This is a genomic window from Achromobacter sp. 46006, from assembly GCF_059761975.1.
On sequence record NZ_JCBANN010000010.1, the window covers coordinates 100,992 to 115,901 of the forward strand.

Below are 14,910 nucleotides of genomic sequence, written 5' to 3' on the forward strand. Positions count from 1 at the left end.
CAGGCATCGCCCCCCCTAGCGGGATGCCGGGGAGCCGGCTTTGCCGGTCCCCTGGCATGCCCCTGGGGGAAGGCGCGCAGCGCCTCGGGGGGGCTCTACTCCACGGTCGTGCCGATGAACCGGAAGCGGATGTCGCCCGGCACCTCCAGGTTCTTCACGCGCTTGTTCACGCCGACGATGGTGTTCAGGCTGTACAGCGGCATTTCCAGCGCCTGGTCGGCCACGTAGGCGGCGATTTCCTGCAGCATGGCTTCGCGCTTCTTGACGTCATAGACGGTGCGCTGCGCTTCCAGCATGGCGTTCAGCTTGGGGTCGTTGTCGTACGGGTTCCACTTCTGGCCCGAGTGGTACATCAGGTAGGCCGTGTTGTCGTAGTCGTAGGTCCAGCCGCCCCATTGGTTCTGCCACATCTCGCCGGTCTTGCCGCCGGGGATGATGTCGTTGAGCAGCACGCCGGTTTCGTACGGCTTGATGGTGGCGCGCACGCCCACCGCCTGCAGGTAGCCCGACACCGCCTGGGCCACTTCGCGGAAGTTCGAATCGCTGCCGCGCACGTCGATCTGCACCGTCGCGCCCGGCTTGATGCCGGCGCCGGCCAGCAGCTTCTTGGCTTCGGCGGGGTTGAAGGGCAGGGGCTTTTGCTCGGGGTTGTAGCCGAACGACTGCGGACCCTGGAAGCTGGCGATGGTCTTGGCCTGGCCCAGCAGAAGCTGCTTGACGATGGTGTCGCGGTCCACCGCCAGGATCAGCGCGCGGCGCACGTCGCGGTTCTGGGTGATGCCGTGCTTGGTGTTGTAGCGCAGCGCGAAGGCCACCGGGCCGCCGGTCGAGATGACGTCGGCGTTGCCGGACTTCTTGACTGTCTCGATCAGGCCCAGCGGGATCAGCGTGGCGATGTCCACGCGCCCGGCCTGCAGTTCGGCGACCTGGGTGCCGGGTTCGCTGATGAAGCGGTAAACCACCTTGTCCAGCTTGGGCTTGCCGCCCCAGTAGTCGTCATTGCGCGCCAGGGTCACGTTGACCTTGGGCTGGTAGCTCTCGAACTTGAACGGGCCGGTGCCGACCGGGTGGGTGTTGAAGTTCTCTTCGCCCTTTTCCTGGATGTACTTGGGCGGCACGATCATGGCGCCGTAGCCGGCCAGCTTGGTCAGCAGCACGGGGTCGGGCTGCTTGAGGATGAAGTCTACGGTGTACTCGTCCACCACCTTGACCTCGCCGATCGAGTCGTAGTTCGACTTCTGCGGGCCCTTGGCGCCTTCCGCGCCCAGCAGGCGCTCGAAGGTGAACTTGACGGCCTCGGCGTTGAACGGCTCGCCGTTGTGGAACTTGACGCCCTGGCGCAGCGTGAAGCGCAGGCGCTTGTTGTCGTCCAGGTATTCCCACTTGGTGGCCAGGCCCGGCTGCAGCTTCAGGTCGGCGCCGCGCATGGTCAGGCCGTCGTACAGGTTGCTGCCGACCGAACCCCAGAAGGTCACGAAGGTGTCGATCGGATCCCAACTGCCCGGGTCCTGGTTGATGGCGACGTTGAGCGTGCCGGCCGCCTGGGCGGTCGACAGGACCGCGGGCAGCGCGCCGCCCAGCGCCAGGGCCAGGGCGGTGGCGGTGAAGGTTTTGCGTAGGGAGAGCATGTTCAACTCCAGGGACGGGAAATCGGCCGGGCCGACGTGTAGAAAACGGAAAGGTTCAGGCGGCGCGGGCCACGCGGTGGCCGGGCGCGAATTCAACCAGGGGAATGATGGCCGGCTCGTCGCCCACGCGCCGCACCGGGCTGGGGATCTCGCCCTCGATCAGCGAGGTGTCGATGTGGCGGCCGGGCTCGGCCACCGGCACGGCGGCCAGCAGCTTGCGGGTGTAGGCGTGTTGCGGCGATTCGAAGATCTGGCGGCGCGTGCCCAGCTCGACGATCTGGCCCAGGTACAGCACCGCCACGCGGTGGCTGACCTTCTCCACCACCGCCATGTCGTGGGTGATGAACAGGTACGACAGGCCGCGGTCTTTCTGCAGATCCATCAGCAGGTTCAGGATCTGCGCCTGGATCGACACGTCCAGCGCCGACACCGATTCGTCGGCGATGATCAGCTTGGGGTCGCTGGCCAGGGCGCGCGCGATGCAGACGCGCTGGCGCTGGCCGCCGGAGAACTCGTGCGGATAGCGGCGCGCGTGCTCGGGCTTGAGGCCCACCTGTTCCAGCAGTTCGCCGACGCGGCGCGCGATGGCGGCCTCGTCGCTCAGCAGCCGGTGGGTGCGGATCGGCTCGGCGATGCTGAAGGCCACGGTCTTGCGCGGGTCCAGCGAGGCGTACGGGTCCTGGAAGATGTACTGGATTTCCTGGCGCAGGCGCTGGCGGCCGGCGGCGTCCATCGAGAAGATGTCCTGGCCGTTGTAGCGCACCGCGCCCGAGGTCGGCGCCACCAGTTGCTGCAGGGTCTTGCCGATGGTCGATTTGCCGCTGCCCGATTCGCCCACCAGCGCCAGCGTCTCGCCGGGGTAGACGTCGAAGCTCACTTCCTCGACCGCGTGCACGCGGTGGGTGACGCGGCCGAACAGGTTGTGGCCGACGTCAAAGCGCGTGGTCAGCTTCTCGACGCGCAGCACCGGCTCGTCGTAGCGCGCCGTGTCCTGCTCGCGGGTCTCGCCGACTTCGCGCAGCGTGTCGCCTTCCAGCACCGTCTGCGGCGTGCGCAGCGGCAGGTCGCGGCCGGTCAGGCTGCCCAGGCGCGGCACGGCGGCCAGCAGGGCGCGGGTATAAGGATGCCTGGGCGCGCGGAAGATATCTTCCACCGGGCCCTGCTCGACCTTCCTGCCGCGCAGCATCACCACCACGTCGTCGGCCATCTCGGCCACCACGCCCATGTCGTGGGTGATGAAGATCACGGCCGTGCCCAGGTCGCGCTGCAGTTCGCGGATGGTGTTCAGGATCTGCGCCTGGATGGTCACGTCCAGCGCGGTGGTCGGTTCGTCGGCGATCAACAGGCGCGGCTGGCACGACAGCGCCATCGCGATCATCACGCGTTGGCGCATGCCGCCCGACAATTGGTGCGGATAGCGGTCCAGCAACTGTTCGGCGTCCGGCAGGCGCACCTTCTCCAGCAGCGCGCGCGCCGCCTTGCGGGCGGCCGAGCGCGACAACTGCTGGTGCAGCATGATGGCCTCGATGATCTGGTCGCCGATGGTGAACACCGGGTTCAGCGAGGTCATCGGCTCCTGGAAGATCATGGCGATGTCATTGCCGCGGATCGCGCGCATCTGCTCGTCGGACGCGGCGGTCAGGTCGACCTCGCGGTCGGCGCCGTCGCGGAACAGGATCTGGCCGGTGGCGATGCGGCCGTTGTTGTAGTCCGTCAGCCGCATGATGGCCATGGACGTCACCGACTTGCCCGAACCGGACTCGCCGACGATGGCCAGCGTCTTGCCCGGCCGCACGTCGAAGTCCAGGTTCTCGACGGCGCGGAACACGCCGTTTTCGGTATTGAAGTCCACCGAGACGCCGCGCACGGAGAGCAGCGGCTGGGCGGAGGAGGCGGAAAGGCTAGACAACGTGGATTCTCACAGCGAGGTGGCGGCGCGGGCGGCCTGGTCGTACAGGCCCGACAGGGCGCGCAGGGTATTGGCCAGCTGATGGCTGGCATCGTCCGCGGCGGGGGAGTCGATGAAGGGTTTCACCAGGCATTGCTCGCGCACTTCGGCGTAGCGCTGGATGGCGGCGGCGCCGGCATCGGTGGTGGTGTAGATCACTTCCTTGCCGGTCTTGGCGCTTTGCACCACGCCCAGCCGCTCCAGCTTCTTGAGCGAATAGTTCACCAGGTGGGTGTCTTCGACGTTGAGTGTGAAGCAGATGTCCGCCAGTTTCTTGCCGCGGCCGCGATGGAACACGTGGTTCAGCACCAGGATGTCCAGCGAGGTCAGCTCGGGCAGCCCGGCACAGGCCATGCAGCGGACCATCCAGCGGTTGAAGGCGTGCGAGGCGATGATCAGGCCGAACTCCACCTCGGACAGTTCCGGGGCGGACGAGGCGAGATGGGAGGAGGAAACAATGGCGTCCCGGACGGAAACAGGCATGGGGGCGGATGGGGACGGATCGACAATAAAACGTTGGCGAATTATTGACGATTTGTGGATATGCAGGCATCCGGGATAACCCGTGGATATAAGCCCTCCAAGATGGATATAACCGCAGGTTATTCGCGCCGCGCCGGCCGCCCGGCGCCATGCCGGCACCGCGCCGCGGCTACGCCTCGCCAGTGGGTTCCTGCAACTGCCCCAAGTCCGGCGGCCGGTTCTCGATGATGGCTTCCATGCTGAAAAAGCCCGTCACCGTGGACAGCTCGAAGTCGGTGATCAGCTTCTGGTAGAAGCGGTCGTATCCGGCGATGCCGCGGCACACCACCTGGATCAGGTAGTCCCAGTCGCCGCCGATGCGATAGAAACCGGTCACCTCGGGCAGGCGTTCGACGTGCTTGCGGAAGCCGTCGGCCCATTCCTTGGCATGGTGGCTGGTGCGGATCATCACGAACACCGTCAGGTCCAGCCCGAGCGCCGCCAGGTTCACCTCGGCGCGGGTGCCGCGGATGATGCCGCAGGCGTTCAGCCGCTGCAGCCGCCGCCAGCAGGCGTTCTGCGACAAACCGACCCGATCGGCCAGCTCGCGCTGCGACAGCGAGCCCTCGCGTTGCAGGCAGGAAATGATATTCAGATCAAACTTGTCAATTTTTTCCATGAATTCGATCAAATGATCTGTTTTATGAGATTTTGAGGAAAATTTAGGTGAGGTTTAAAAATTCCTTCCATCGTATGATATTTCGGTCAATTTCCACTCGCCGCTTCCCCGTATTTTCATCATGCCTACCCAAGCGACCCCGGCCACCACAGGGCCGTTGCGCCAGTTCCAGCAATCCCTGCAATCCCCCGATATCGTCGCCAGCCTCGCCGACGGCCTGATCGGCAAGGACGCCGTCATCGAAGGCCCCTTCGGCCTCAAGCCGCTGGTCTACGCCGACTACGTCGCCTCGGGCCGCGCGCTCATGCAGGTCGAACGCTTCGTCCTGGAACACGTGCTGCCGTACTACGCCAACTCGCACACCGAGGCCTCGTTCTGCGGCGGTTTCATCACGCGCCTGCGGCGCGAGGCGCGCGCCGCGGTCGGCCGCTGCTGCGGCGCAGGCGACGAGCACGCCGTGATCTTCTCCGGCTCGGGGGCCACCCTGGGCATCAACCGCCTGGTGCACCTGTTCGGCGTACCGACGGCGCTGGCGGCGGGCCGCAAGGTGCGCGTCGTCATCGGCCCCTACGAGCATCATTCCAACATCCTGCCCTGGCGCGAATGCGGCGCCGACATCGTCGTGCTGGCCGAAAGCCCGCAGGGCGGCCCGGACCTGGCCGAGCTGGACGCGGCGCTGCGCGCGCCCGACGACACGCTGGTCATCTGCGCGCTGTCGGCCGCCTCCAACGTCACCGGCATCGTCGCCGACGTTCCGGCCATCACCCGCCGCGTCAAGCGCGCCGGCGCCCGGATGATCTGGGACTACGCCGGCGGCGCGCCGTACCTGGACATCCGCATGACCCCGGCGGCCGACGCGGCCATCGATGCCATCGTGTTCTCGCCGCACAAGTTCATCGGCGGCCCCGGCGCGTCCGGCATCCTGATCGTGCGCCGCGACGCCGTCGTGCCGACCACGCCCACGTTCCCGGGCGGCGGCACCGTCAAGTTCGTCTCGCCCACCAACCACGACTACAGCGCCAGCCTGGAAGCGCGCGAAGAAGCCGGCACGCCCAACGTGGTCGGCGACATCCGCGCCGCGCTGGTGCTGCTGGTCAAGGAGGCGCTTGGCGCCGACCTCATGGCGCGGCGCAACGCCGCGTTCGTGCGGCGCGCGCTGGCCCGCTGGCAGGACGATCCCCGCCTCGAGCTGCTGGGTTCGCTGAGCGCGCCGCGCCTGCCGATCTTCTCGTTCCGCGTGCGCAACGGCCAAGGCGGCTACGTACACCAGCAACTGATCACGCGCATGCTGAGCGACCGCTTCGGCATCCAGGCGCGCGGCGGCTGCGCCTGCGCCGGCCCGTACGTGCACAACCTGCTGGCGATCGACGAGGCCGAGTCGGCGCGCATGCGCCAGGCCATCCTCGACGGCCGCGAAATCGAAAAGCCGGGTTTCATCCGCCTGAACTTCAGCGTGCTGCTGTCAGACGCCAAGGCCGATTTCATCCTGGATTCGGTGCTGGCCCTGGCCGCCGATGCGACCGGGTTCGAAGACCGCTACGACTTCGACCCCGCCCGCGCCATCTTCTTCCCACGGCCCGCTCCCGCGGCGGTCGCCTGAGACGCCCGGCGGGCAGGCATCGTGGGGGCCTGCGTCCCGTCATCTCTTCATGTAGGGACCGCAGGTTTTGATCCATGCGGTCTTGAGCGCGGCCAGGTTGTCGGGCCGGTCCTTCATCGCGCGCACGGTCTGCTCGGGAAATTCCCCGCCGTCGCGCGCGCACTGCTCGTAGTCGTCGACCAGCGCGAACTCCATGTCCAGCAGGTCCAGCCGGCCCTGGCACAGCGGCGCGTTCAGCTCCTGCCAGTTGGCGGTCTCGCGCCCCTTCTGCACGTTCACCGCCTCCTGGTAGCGGGCGGCGCTGGCGTCGAACCGCGCCACGCACTCCCTGGCCGCGTGGGCGGCGCCCTGCGGCAGGGCACAGGCGAGCAGGAGCAGGGCGGACAGAGGGCGGGGCAGCAACATGGGCAACGGTTCTCCGGCGCGGCGTGGCCGCGAAATGCAATGGCGCATCATAACTGTCGGCGTTGGCCGGAGCCCGCGCCAACGCATCCCGGCTGTTTTGGGACATATCGGACCAGTCCAATAGCCAAGCGTGCGTCGGCGCCGCATATTGCCGTTCCTCGAACGAAGGGGGAAGGCATGCGCAAGTTGAAGTACATAAGCAAGCGGGCATTGTTCAGGCTGTCGCCCGTGCTGGCCGAATGCTGCGGTGTTGACTTCCGGTTGGACACGCCCAGCCGGACTTTTCTTGAACAGCGGGTGTTCGACTACCTGAACCGGCTCGCCGCCGACTGGCGCGCGCCGCAGTCGTTGCTGTTCCTGGGCGTGGACAAGCACAACTGGCACTATCCGCGGTTGCTGCGCGCCAACTTCCATTCGCTCGACATAGCGCCGCGCAACGCGGTCTACGGACGCCCGGGGAAGCATTGGACCGGCGATGCGCTCGCGATGGCGGCGCATTACGGCCCCGATGTTTTCGACGTGGTGGTCGCCAACGGCCTGCTCGGCTTTGGCATCGACGGCGAGTCCGGCCTGCGCCGACTGCTGGCGCAATGCCACGCCGTGCTCAAGCCCGGCGGCATGCTGGTGCTGGGCTACAACGACCTGCCCGAACGCACGCCTTTTCCGGTCGAAGTGGGCCCGGGGTTCGAGGAGTTCGTGCCAGACATCGATGGGGTGACCGATTCGCGCCACATGGTCGACGACCCCTACCGGCACGTTTACTGCTTTTGCCGCAAGAGCGGTTGAGGTTCGGCCTGGGGCCCGGAGTCGAACCCCGGAGGGCGCGTGTGATGGCGTCACTGTGAAAAAACCCAGTTTACCGTTGCCTGAAACTGGCCTACCGTGCATGACGAATCAGTCGCTGGCGGCGCCGTTCAAGGCGCCAGGCATCCTGGCCGGCCATTGATGGCAAGTTCTGTTTTATCAACACGTTGCGTTGGAGATGAAAGAGAATGACCGATACCCTCATCCAGGTCGACCTGACCCAATCCCCTTACGAGAACGAGAAGATCCACAACCGTTGGCATCCGGACATTCCGATGGCCGTCTGGGTCAAGCCCGGCGATGATTTCATCCTGGAAACCTACGACTGGACCGGCGGTGCCATCAAGAACGACGACAGCGCCGACGACGTGCGCGACGTCGACCTGTCCACCGTGCATTTCCTGTCCGGCCCGGTCGGCGTCGAAGGCGCCGAGCCGGGCGACCTGCTGGTGGTGGACCTGCTGGACATCGGCGCCAAGCCCGACAGCCTGTGGGGCTTCAATGGCTTTTTCAGCAAGAACAATGGCGGCGGTTTTCTCACCGACCATTTCCCCCATGCGCAGAAATCCATCTGGGATTTCCACGGCATGTTCACCTCGTCGCGCCACATCCCGGGCGTCAGCTTCGCCGGCCTGATCCATCCCGGCCTGATCGGCTGCCTGCCCGACAAGAAGCTGCTGGACACCTGGAACCAGCGCGAACAGGCGCTGATCGACACCAACCCGAACCGCGTGCCGCCGCTGGCCAACCCGCCGGCGCCCAAGACCGCCCACATGGGCGCGCTGCAAGGGGCCGACCGCGACCGCGCGGCGGCCGAGGGCGCGCGCACCGTGCCGCCGCGCGAGCACGGCGGCAACTGCGACATCAAGGACCTTTCGCGCGGCGCGCGGGTGTTCTTCCCTGTGTACGTCAAGGGTGGCGGCCTGTCGGTGGGCGACCTGCATTTCTCGCAAGGCGACGGCGAGATAACCTTCTGCGGCGCCATCGAGATGGCCGGCTGGGTGCACATGCGCGTCACGCTGATCAAGGGCGGCATGGACAAATACGCCATCCGCAACCCGATCTTCAAGCCCAGCCCGATCACGCCGGCCTACAAGGACTTCCTGATCTTCGAAGGCATCTCGGTGGACGAGGGCGGCAAGCAGCACTACCTGGACGTGAACGTGGCCTATCGCCAGGCCTGCCTGAACGCTATCGAATACCTGAAGAAGTTCGGCTATTCGGGCGCGCAGGCCTATTCGCTCTTGGGCTGTGCGCCGGTGCAGGGGCACATCAGCGGGGTGGTGGACATTCCCAACTCCTGCGCCACGCTGTGGCTGCCGACCGAGATCTTCGATTTCGACATCCAGCCCTCGGCCTCGGGACCGGTCCAGCACATCAAGGGCGGCGTCGACATGCCTTTGTCGCGCGACCGTTGAGGCCGGAGCCAGGGAGACCCATATGCCCATGTATGACTACGCCTGCGCCGACTGCGGCGAATTCGCGGCGCTGCGGCCGCTGGCGCAATGGCGCGATCCGGCCGACTGTCCGCGCTGCGGCGCGGCGTCGGGCCGCATCGTCGGCGGCGCGCCCGCGATCTCGGCGCTGTCGTCGGCCGTCAACCGCGCCCATGCCGCCAACGAACGCAGTGCCAACGAACCGCGCAGTTCGCGTTCGGGCCACGGCATGAATTGCGGTTGTTGTTCGGGAGGGCGCAAGTCCGGCAAGACCCGCGCCACGGCCGACGGCGCCAAGTCCTTCGCCGGCGCCCGGCCCTGGATGATCAGCCACTGACGGCGGTGGCGATCCGGTTGATGGCGGCCTGCGTGGCGGGCCGCCATCGACTTTGCCGCTTGCTTACCGCGGCGCGGCTTCCAGCGGCGCCACGGCGGCGCCCTGGATCTTGTGGCGCGCCAGCGCCTCGGCGACGAAGCCGCTTTTCTTCATGGCTTCGACGAAGGCGGCCAGGTAGGTGCTGGCCTTGGCGCCACGGCTTTTCGGCACGCCCATGGCTTGGCGGATCAGCATGAAATGACCGTCCAGCAGGCGCAGGCCTCCCAGGCGTTGGGCATCGGCCTCCAACTGTTGCCTGACGCCGGCCGCCACTTCCATGTTCTCCTTGACGAAGGTATCGACCACGGCGGGCGAGGTGGGCGCGCGGAACAGCTCGGCATGCTTGATCTCGCGCGTCAGGTACAAGTCATAGGCGCTGCCCTTGCCGACCACCACGCGCTGGCCCGCGCGGTCCACTTCTTCCATGCGTGTGATGGGGGAGTCATCGCGCACCAGGTAGGCGCCTTCGATCACCACGTACGGCGCGGTGAAGGCGATCTGCTCGCCCCGCAGCGGATCGATCGCGAAAAAGCCCACGTCGGCCTGCTCGGCGGCGACCGCGTTGACCGATTCGCCGGCGGACTTGAACACCACCAGTTCGAGCTTCACGTCGAGCCGGCGGGCCAGTTCCGTGGCCAGGTCGACCGAGACGCCGCCGGGCGCGCCGGTCTCGGGGTGGCTGTTGGCAAGAATGGGGTTGCCCAGGTTGATGGAAGCGCGCAGCGCTCCCGTCGGGGCAAAGGCGTTGAGCAATTCGTGATCGGTCTTCATGGCTTCCTTTCTTGGCGGCGCGTCGCCCGTGGCGGGGCGGGCGGTTCTGCATGTGCGGCAGCAAAGAATAGCCGCAAGCGGGGCGCTTGCGGCAAGCCGGCGCCGGGCGGGCGCCGGAGCATGCCGCGCTACTGCGCGCGCCGCAGCACGTAGTGCGGCGCCAGCGGGCCGGTGGGCCGGGTGCCGTCGCGGTACAGCATGATCACCTGATTCTCGGCGACGAAATAACGCTGGCTGTCCCCCGAGGCGTCCAGACGGATGGTGCTGCCGTCGGATTCCCAACTGAAGGTGCCGGCCACTGCTTCGGGCTGCGGCTGGCGGTCCAGATACTGCGTGGTGCGCTCGTAGCGGCCGTCCTGCATCAGCGTCAGGCGGGTGCGGATGCCGGGGCAGTCGGCGCAGGGCAGCGTGCCCTCGTAGCTGCCGGGCCAGTCCAGCGAGTCGCGCGCCGTGTGGTTGTCCACGGGCACGGCGGCCGTGTGTCGGGAAGGGGCGCAGCCGGCAAGCAGGGCGACTGTCAGGGTGCAGGTCAAGGTGGTTTTCATCATGGCGAGCTCCTGTGTTGCGGTGCGCCCACGATACGGACGCACGCCCATCCTTGCTGAAACGGGATGTAAAGGCAAGCGCGGCGGGCCCGCCGCGCAGGCGCGCAATCCCGCCGGGCCCGGGACCCGGAGCGCGTCAGCGCGGGGCCACGGCCAGCAGGCCCGGATGGGGCGCGCGGGCGGTCAGGATGGTGCCCGTCACCGACTCGGTGCAGAACAGCGTGCGGCCATCCTCGCCGCCAAAGGCCAGGTTGGTGGTCGACATGCCCTTGGGGCTGCGCCAGACGATCAGCGGTTCGGCGCGATGGTTGAGCAGCCACACGTAGCCCAGCCCCGGATTGCAGACCAGCAGGTTGCCTTCGCGGTCCACTGCCAGGCCGTCCGGGCCGCTGGGGCCGTACGAGGTGAAGAACTGGCTCACCTTGCTGACGCTGCCGTCCGCCATCAACGGCACGCGCCAGACGCAGTTGCCGCGCGTCACCGCCAGGTACAGCACCTTGCCATCCGGCGACAGCGCCACGCCATTGGGGCTGGGGATGTTGTCGAGCAGGCAGTCGAGCTGGCTGCCGGGACGCAAGCGGTACAGTCGGCCGCTGGGATCGTGCAGGCCGCTCTGGCCCTGGTCGGTGAAGTAGATATTGCCCTGCGCATCGAAGGTCAGGTCGTTCACTCCCTTGAAGCGCTCGCTGTTGCGGCGGGCCAGGTAGGGCTTGACCTGGCCGCTGGCCACATCCAGGACCATCAGGCCATTTTTGTAGTCCGTGATCAGCAATCGCCCGTCATCCAGGAACTTCATGCCGTTCGGTTCGCCGTCGTACTCGGTCACCAGGGTCCACTGCCGGTCGGGCGCGATGCGGAACACCCGGCCCCAGGGGATGTCGGTGACGTACAGGTTGCCATGGCGGTCGAACACCGGGCCTTCCAGGAACGAATCGACCGGCGCCCCGGCGCGATTGGCGTCGGCCCAGTCGCTGCGCTGGTGGCGGCGGAAATGGTCGGGCATGGCGCTCCATGCGTCGAATTGCGCCACCTCGGGCGGTTGCAGGAAAAACATGGCGTCTCCTTGGGGTCTACTTGGCGTCGTAGCCGATGCTGCGGGCCACGTTGCCCCACATCACGCCGCTATCGGCCAGGATGCGGCGAAATTCCGCCGCGTCGGCGGCGCGCGGCTCGGCGCCCATCCTGGTGGCGAAGGTCTGCATTTCCTCCGACGCCATGGCCTTGGCGACCTCGCGTTGCAGGCGTTCGGTGACTTCCGGCGGCGTGCCCTTGGGCGCCCACAGGCCGGTCCAGTTGACCACGCCGAAGTCCTTCACGCCAGCCTGCGCGAATGTCGGAACGTCGGGAAGCACCGCCAGCCGCTTGGCGCCGCTCACGGCCAGCAGGCGCAACTGTCCGCCCTGCGCCGGCCCCATCAGGCCGGTGGTCGAGGCGAACTGGAAGTCGATCACCCTGCCCAGAACCGCCTGCGTGGCTTCGGCGGCGCCCTTGAAGGGCACGTGCATGAACTTCACGCCCGTCGCCCGCGCCAGTCCTTCGGCGGCGAAATGCGGCGTGGTGCCCGGCCCGCCCGAACCATACGTGACCGTGTCGGGCTTGGCGCGCGCCCGCGCTATCAGATCATCCAGCGTCCGATAGGGACTGTCGGCCGCCACCGCCAGCGCCATGGGCGCGAAGATGAAGGCCGACACGGGCTGCAGGTCCTTTGCCGGATCGAAGGGCAGATGCTTGAAGATGTGAGGCAACAGCGAATAAGTGGTGTCGTTGGCCACCAGCGTGTAGCCGTCGGCCGGCGCGCGGGCCACCTGGCTGACACCGATGGTGCCGGTCGCGCCCGGCTTGTTCTCCACGACGAAACTCTGGCCGGTCTGCGTCGATAGCATCTGCGCGACCTTGCGCGTGGCCACGTCGACCGCGCCGCCCGGGCCGTAGGGCACCACGATGCGCACCGGGCGGCTGGGCCAGGGGTCGGCGGCGCGGGCGATGCCGCAAGCCAGCAGCGGCAAGGCGGCCGCGACGAGCAGCGCGGCGCGACGGCGGCAGGAGCGGGTCAGGGGATGGTGATTCATTTGTCTTCCTCTGTATTTATGGGTAGAGCCTTATTCGGCTTTTAGTCCCAGCTCGCCGGCCAGGTTGCGGTAGGTATCGACTTCGTGGGCCAGTTGCGCGCCGAAGGCATCGCCGCAGGTCTGGCGCGGCTGCATGCCCAGCGCGTCCAGGCTCTTGGCCGTGGCGTCGGCCCGCGAGAATTCGCGCGCCGCCTGCTCCAACTTGGCGCGCACGTCCTGCGCCAGGCCCGCGGGGGCCAGCAGGCCATACCAGGCGTCGGCACTGTAGCCCGGCACGCCGGCCTCGTCGAACGTCGGTACTTGCGGCAATTGCGCCAGGCGCCGGGGGGCGGCCACGGCCAGGGCCGTGAGCTTGCCGGACTGTATCTGCGGCAGCACCGAGCCGAGCGTCGCCAGGGAGCTGTCGACCTGGCCGCCCATCAGGTCGGAGACCGCCTGCGCCGCGCCCTTGTAGGGAATGTGATTCATCTGGATGCCGGTCTGGCGCAGGAACTGCGCCGTGGCGAAGTGGCCGGAACTGCCGGTGCCGGGCGTCGCATAGGTCAGACGGCCCGGTTCGGCGCGGGCCCGCGCCAGGAACGCGTCCAACGTCTTCACCTTCAGGGAGGGGCCGGTGACCAGCACGGTAGGGCTGACCGCCACCGCGCATAGCGGCGTGAAGGATTTCAGCGCATCGAAGCGGACCCGGTCGGCATAGAGCGCCGGAATCATGGTGTGGTTGGTGGCGCCGAACAACAACGTGTAGCCGTCGGGCGCGGACTTGGCGACGGTCTCCGCCGCGAGAATGGTATTGGCGCCGGGCCGGTTCTCGACCACAAAGGTCTGGCCCAACGCCTGCGAAGCATACGAAGCGAAGGCGCGGGCGACCACGTCGGTGGGGCCGCCGGGCGAGAAGCCGACCACCACGCGCACGGGACGGTCGGGATAGGCGGCCTGGACGGCGCCGGCTGCAAACAGCAACGAGGCCGCCAGGGCGGACAGCTTGAGTTTCATGGTTGGTCTCCGTTTTCCTGCGGACGGGGCGGGGCGCCGCGTCAGTCCTTGTGGATGCCGGCTTCGGCCAGTATGCGGGCCGAGCGTTCCATCTGGTCGTCGATGAAGGCGCGGAATTCGGCGGCGGTCGATCCCACCGGCTGCGCGCCGAGTTCCTGCAGGCTGTGGCGTAGCGCCGGGTCCTGCAGCGTCGCGCGCAGTGCCTGTTCGAGGCGCGCGGCCACGTCGGCCGGCAGTCCGGCCGGGGCCAGCACGCCATTCCATTCGTACACCGAATACTGCGGCACGCCGCTCTCGGCGATGGTGGGCAGGTCGGGCAGCGCCTCGATGCGTTTGGGCGACGTGACCGCCAGCGCGCGCAGTTTGCCGCTCTTGACCAGCGGGTACGACGCCGCCATGTTGCTGAACATCATGTCGATCTGGCCACCCATCAGGTCGGTCAGTGCCGGCGCGCCGCCCTTGTAGGGGACGTGGGTGAGTTCCAGCTTGTTGCCCTGCGCGTACCAGGCGGCGGCGATGTGTTGCGCGGTGCCCTGGCCGGGAGTGCCGTAGGTCAGATGGCCCTTGCGCGCGGCCGCGGTGAGTGCTTCGATGTCCCGATAGGGCGCCTGCGCCGGCACCACGAGCAGATTCGGCGTCAGGCTGACCAGCGAGATCGGCTGGAAATCGCGCCGGCTGTCATAGCTGAGCTTCTTGTAGAGCGAGGGATTGATGGCGAACGCCGTGGCGTCATAGAGCAGCGTGTAGCCGTCGGCGGCGGCGTGCGCCACGCTGGCCGCGCCGATGGTGCCGCTGGCGCCGGGCTTGTTTTCGACCACCACGGTCTGGCCCAGGCCCGCCCCCAGCTTCTGGGCCACCAGGCGGGCCTGGGCATCGGCGGCGCCGCCGGCGGAATAGGGCACCACCAGTTTGAGCGGACGGTCGGGGTATTGGGCGGCGGCAACGCCAGCGCAGAACGTCAGCGCCAGCGGCAAAAGACGGAACAGTTTCACGAGCTTGTCTCCTTGGGGAAGGCGCGCCGCCTGTGCCGGCGGTTGCGCCTGTTTTGGGTTGTTTGGCGGTTTAGACAGTGGGGATGGGGGTGGGCCGGGAGCCCTGTTTCTTATTCACATCTGACGCCGCCGGCGCGCGCACAGTGGGTGGGTGTACTTGATGGTTGGCTTCGGTGAGGAAATATTAGATACGATCAGATGT

15 protein-coding genes are annotated in these 14,910 nt (G+C 67.4%); 4 read left to right on the plus strand and 11 right to left on the minus strand.

Going from position 1 to position 14,910, the window contains the following annotated elements:
• Positions 1–95 precede the first annotated feature (95 nt).
• The 4 genes from AC6LKG_RS08235 to AC6LKG_RS08250 form a co-directional block, all read right to left on the minus strand.
• Positions 96–1,628 carry an ABC transporter substrate-binding protein gene (locus AC6LKG_RS08235; RefSeq protein ID WP_498163863.1) on the minus strand — a complete coding sequence of 511 codons (1,533 nt, stop codon included), beginning with the start codon at positions 1,626–1,628 and terminating at the stop codon, positions 96–98.
• 55 nt (positions 1,629–1,683) lie between these two features.
• On the minus strand, positions 1,684–3,537 hold the full coding sequence (locus AC6LKG_RS08240; protein ID WP_498163864.1) for an ABC transporter ATP-binding protein: 1,854 nt from the start codon (positions 3,535–3,537) through the stop codon (positions 1,684–1,686).
• Positions 3,538–3,546: 9 nt separating this feature from the next.
• Positions 3,547–4,059, minus strand: coding sequence for a winged helix DNA-binding protein (locus AC6LKG_RS08245; protein WP_054415947.1), 513 nt, complete (start codon positions 4,057–4,059; stop codon positions 3,547–3,549).
• A 169-nt stretch (positions 4,060–4,228) separates the two neighbouring features.
• On the minus strand, positions 4,229–4,717 hold the full coding sequence (locus tag AC6LKG_RS08250; protein ID WP_498163865.1) for an Lrp/AsnC family transcriptional regulator: 489 nt from the start codon (positions 4,715–4,717) through the stop codon (positions 4,229–4,231).
• A 121-nt stretch (positions 4,718–4,838) separates the two neighbouring features.
• On the opposite strand from AC6LKG_RS08250, the gene AC6LKG_RS08255 reads away from it, so the two are divergent.
• Positions 4,839–6,317 (plus strand): aminotransferase class V-fold PLP-dependent enzyme, encoded by a 1,479-nt coding sequence (locus tag AC6LKG_RS08255; RefSeq protein ID WP_498163866.1) that lies wholly within the window; start codon positions 4,839–4,841, stop codon positions 6,315–6,317.
• Positions 6,318–6,356: 39 nt separating this feature from the next.
• Here AC6LKG_RS08255 and AC6LKG_RS08260 read toward each other — a convergent pair whose 3' ends face one another.
• Positions 6,357–6,722, minus strand: coding sequence for a hypothetical protein (locus AC6LKG_RS08260; protein ID WP_498163867.1), 366 nt, complete (start codon positions 6,720–6,722; stop codon positions 6,357–6,359).
• 177 nt (positions 6,723–6,899) lie between these two features.
• Between AC6LKG_RS08260 and AC6LKG_RS08265 the strand changes: the two genes are divergently transcribed.
• From AC6LKG_RS08265 to AC6LKG_RS08275, 3 genes are all read left to right on the plus strand, one after another.
• On the plus strand, positions 6,900–7,508 hold the full coding sequence (locus AC6LKG_RS08265; RefSeq protein ID WP_498163868.1) for a class I SAM-dependent methyltransferase: 609 nt from the start codon (positions 6,900–6,902) through the stop codon (positions 7,506–7,508).
• Between the two features lie 206 nt (positions 7,509–7,714).
• Positions 7,715–8,944: a formamidase gene (gene fmdA, locus AC6LKG_RS08270; RefSeq protein WP_498163869.1), complete on the plus strand. Its 1,230-nt coding sequence runs from the start codon at positions 7,715–7,717 to the stop codon at positions 8,942–8,944.
• A gap of 22 nt (positions 8,945–8,966) precedes the next feature.
• Positions 8,967–9,299, plus strand: a complete 333-nt coding sequence (locus tag AC6LKG_RS08275) for an FmdB family zinc ribbon protein (protein WP_498163870.1) — start codon at positions 8,967–8,969, stop codon at positions 9,297–9,299.
• Positions 9,300–9,362: 63 nt separating this feature from the next.
• Here AC6LKG_RS08275 and AC6LKG_RS08280 read toward each other — a convergent pair whose 3' ends face one another.
• The 6 genes from AC6LKG_RS08280 to AC6LKG_RS08305 all read right to left on the minus strand — a co-directional run bounded on the left by AC6LKG_RS08280 (position 9,363) and on the right by AC6LKG_RS08305 (position 14,708).
• Positions 9,363–10,109, minus strand: coding sequence for an ABC transporter substrate-binding protein (locus tag AC6LKG_RS08280; protein WP_498163871.1), 747 nt, complete (start codon positions 10,107–10,109; stop codon positions 9,363–9,365).
• A 128-nt stretch (positions 10,110–10,237) separates the two neighbouring features.
• Positions 10,238–10,657, minus strand: a complete 420-nt coding sequence (locus AC6LKG_RS08285) for a copper resistance protein NlpE (protein ID WP_498163872.1) — start codon at positions 10,655–10,657, stop codon at positions 10,238–10,240.
• Positions 10,658–10,790: 133 nt separating this feature from the next.
• Positions 10,791–11,708 (minus strand): SMP-30/gluconolactonase/LRE family protein, encoded by a 918-nt coding sequence (locus tag AC6LKG_RS08290; protein ID WP_498163873.1) that lies wholly within the window; start codon positions 11,706–11,708, stop codon positions 10,791–10,793.
• A gap of 16 nt (positions 11,709–11,724) precedes the next feature.
• Complete coding sequence (locus tag AC6LKG_RS08295) at positions 11,725–12,723, minus strand: Bug family tripartite tricarboxylate transporter substrate binding protein (RefSeq protein WP_498163874.1); 999 nt, start codon at positions 12,721–12,723, stop codon at positions 11,725–11,727.
• A gap of 30 nt (positions 12,724–12,753) precedes the next feature.
• Positions 12,754–13,716: a Bug family tripartite tricarboxylate transporter substrate binding protein gene (locus AC6LKG_RS08300; protein WP_498163875.1), complete on the minus strand. Its 963-nt coding sequence runs from the start codon at positions 13,714–13,716 to the stop codon at positions 12,754–12,756.
• 41 nt (positions 13,717–13,757) lie between these two features.
• Positions 13,758–14,708, minus strand: coding sequence for a Bug family tripartite tricarboxylate transporter substrate binding protein (locus AC6LKG_RS08305; RefSeq protein ID WP_498163876.1), 951 nt, complete (start codon positions 14,706–14,708; stop codon positions 13,758–13,760).
• Positions 14,709–14,910: the final 202 nt, after the last annotated feature.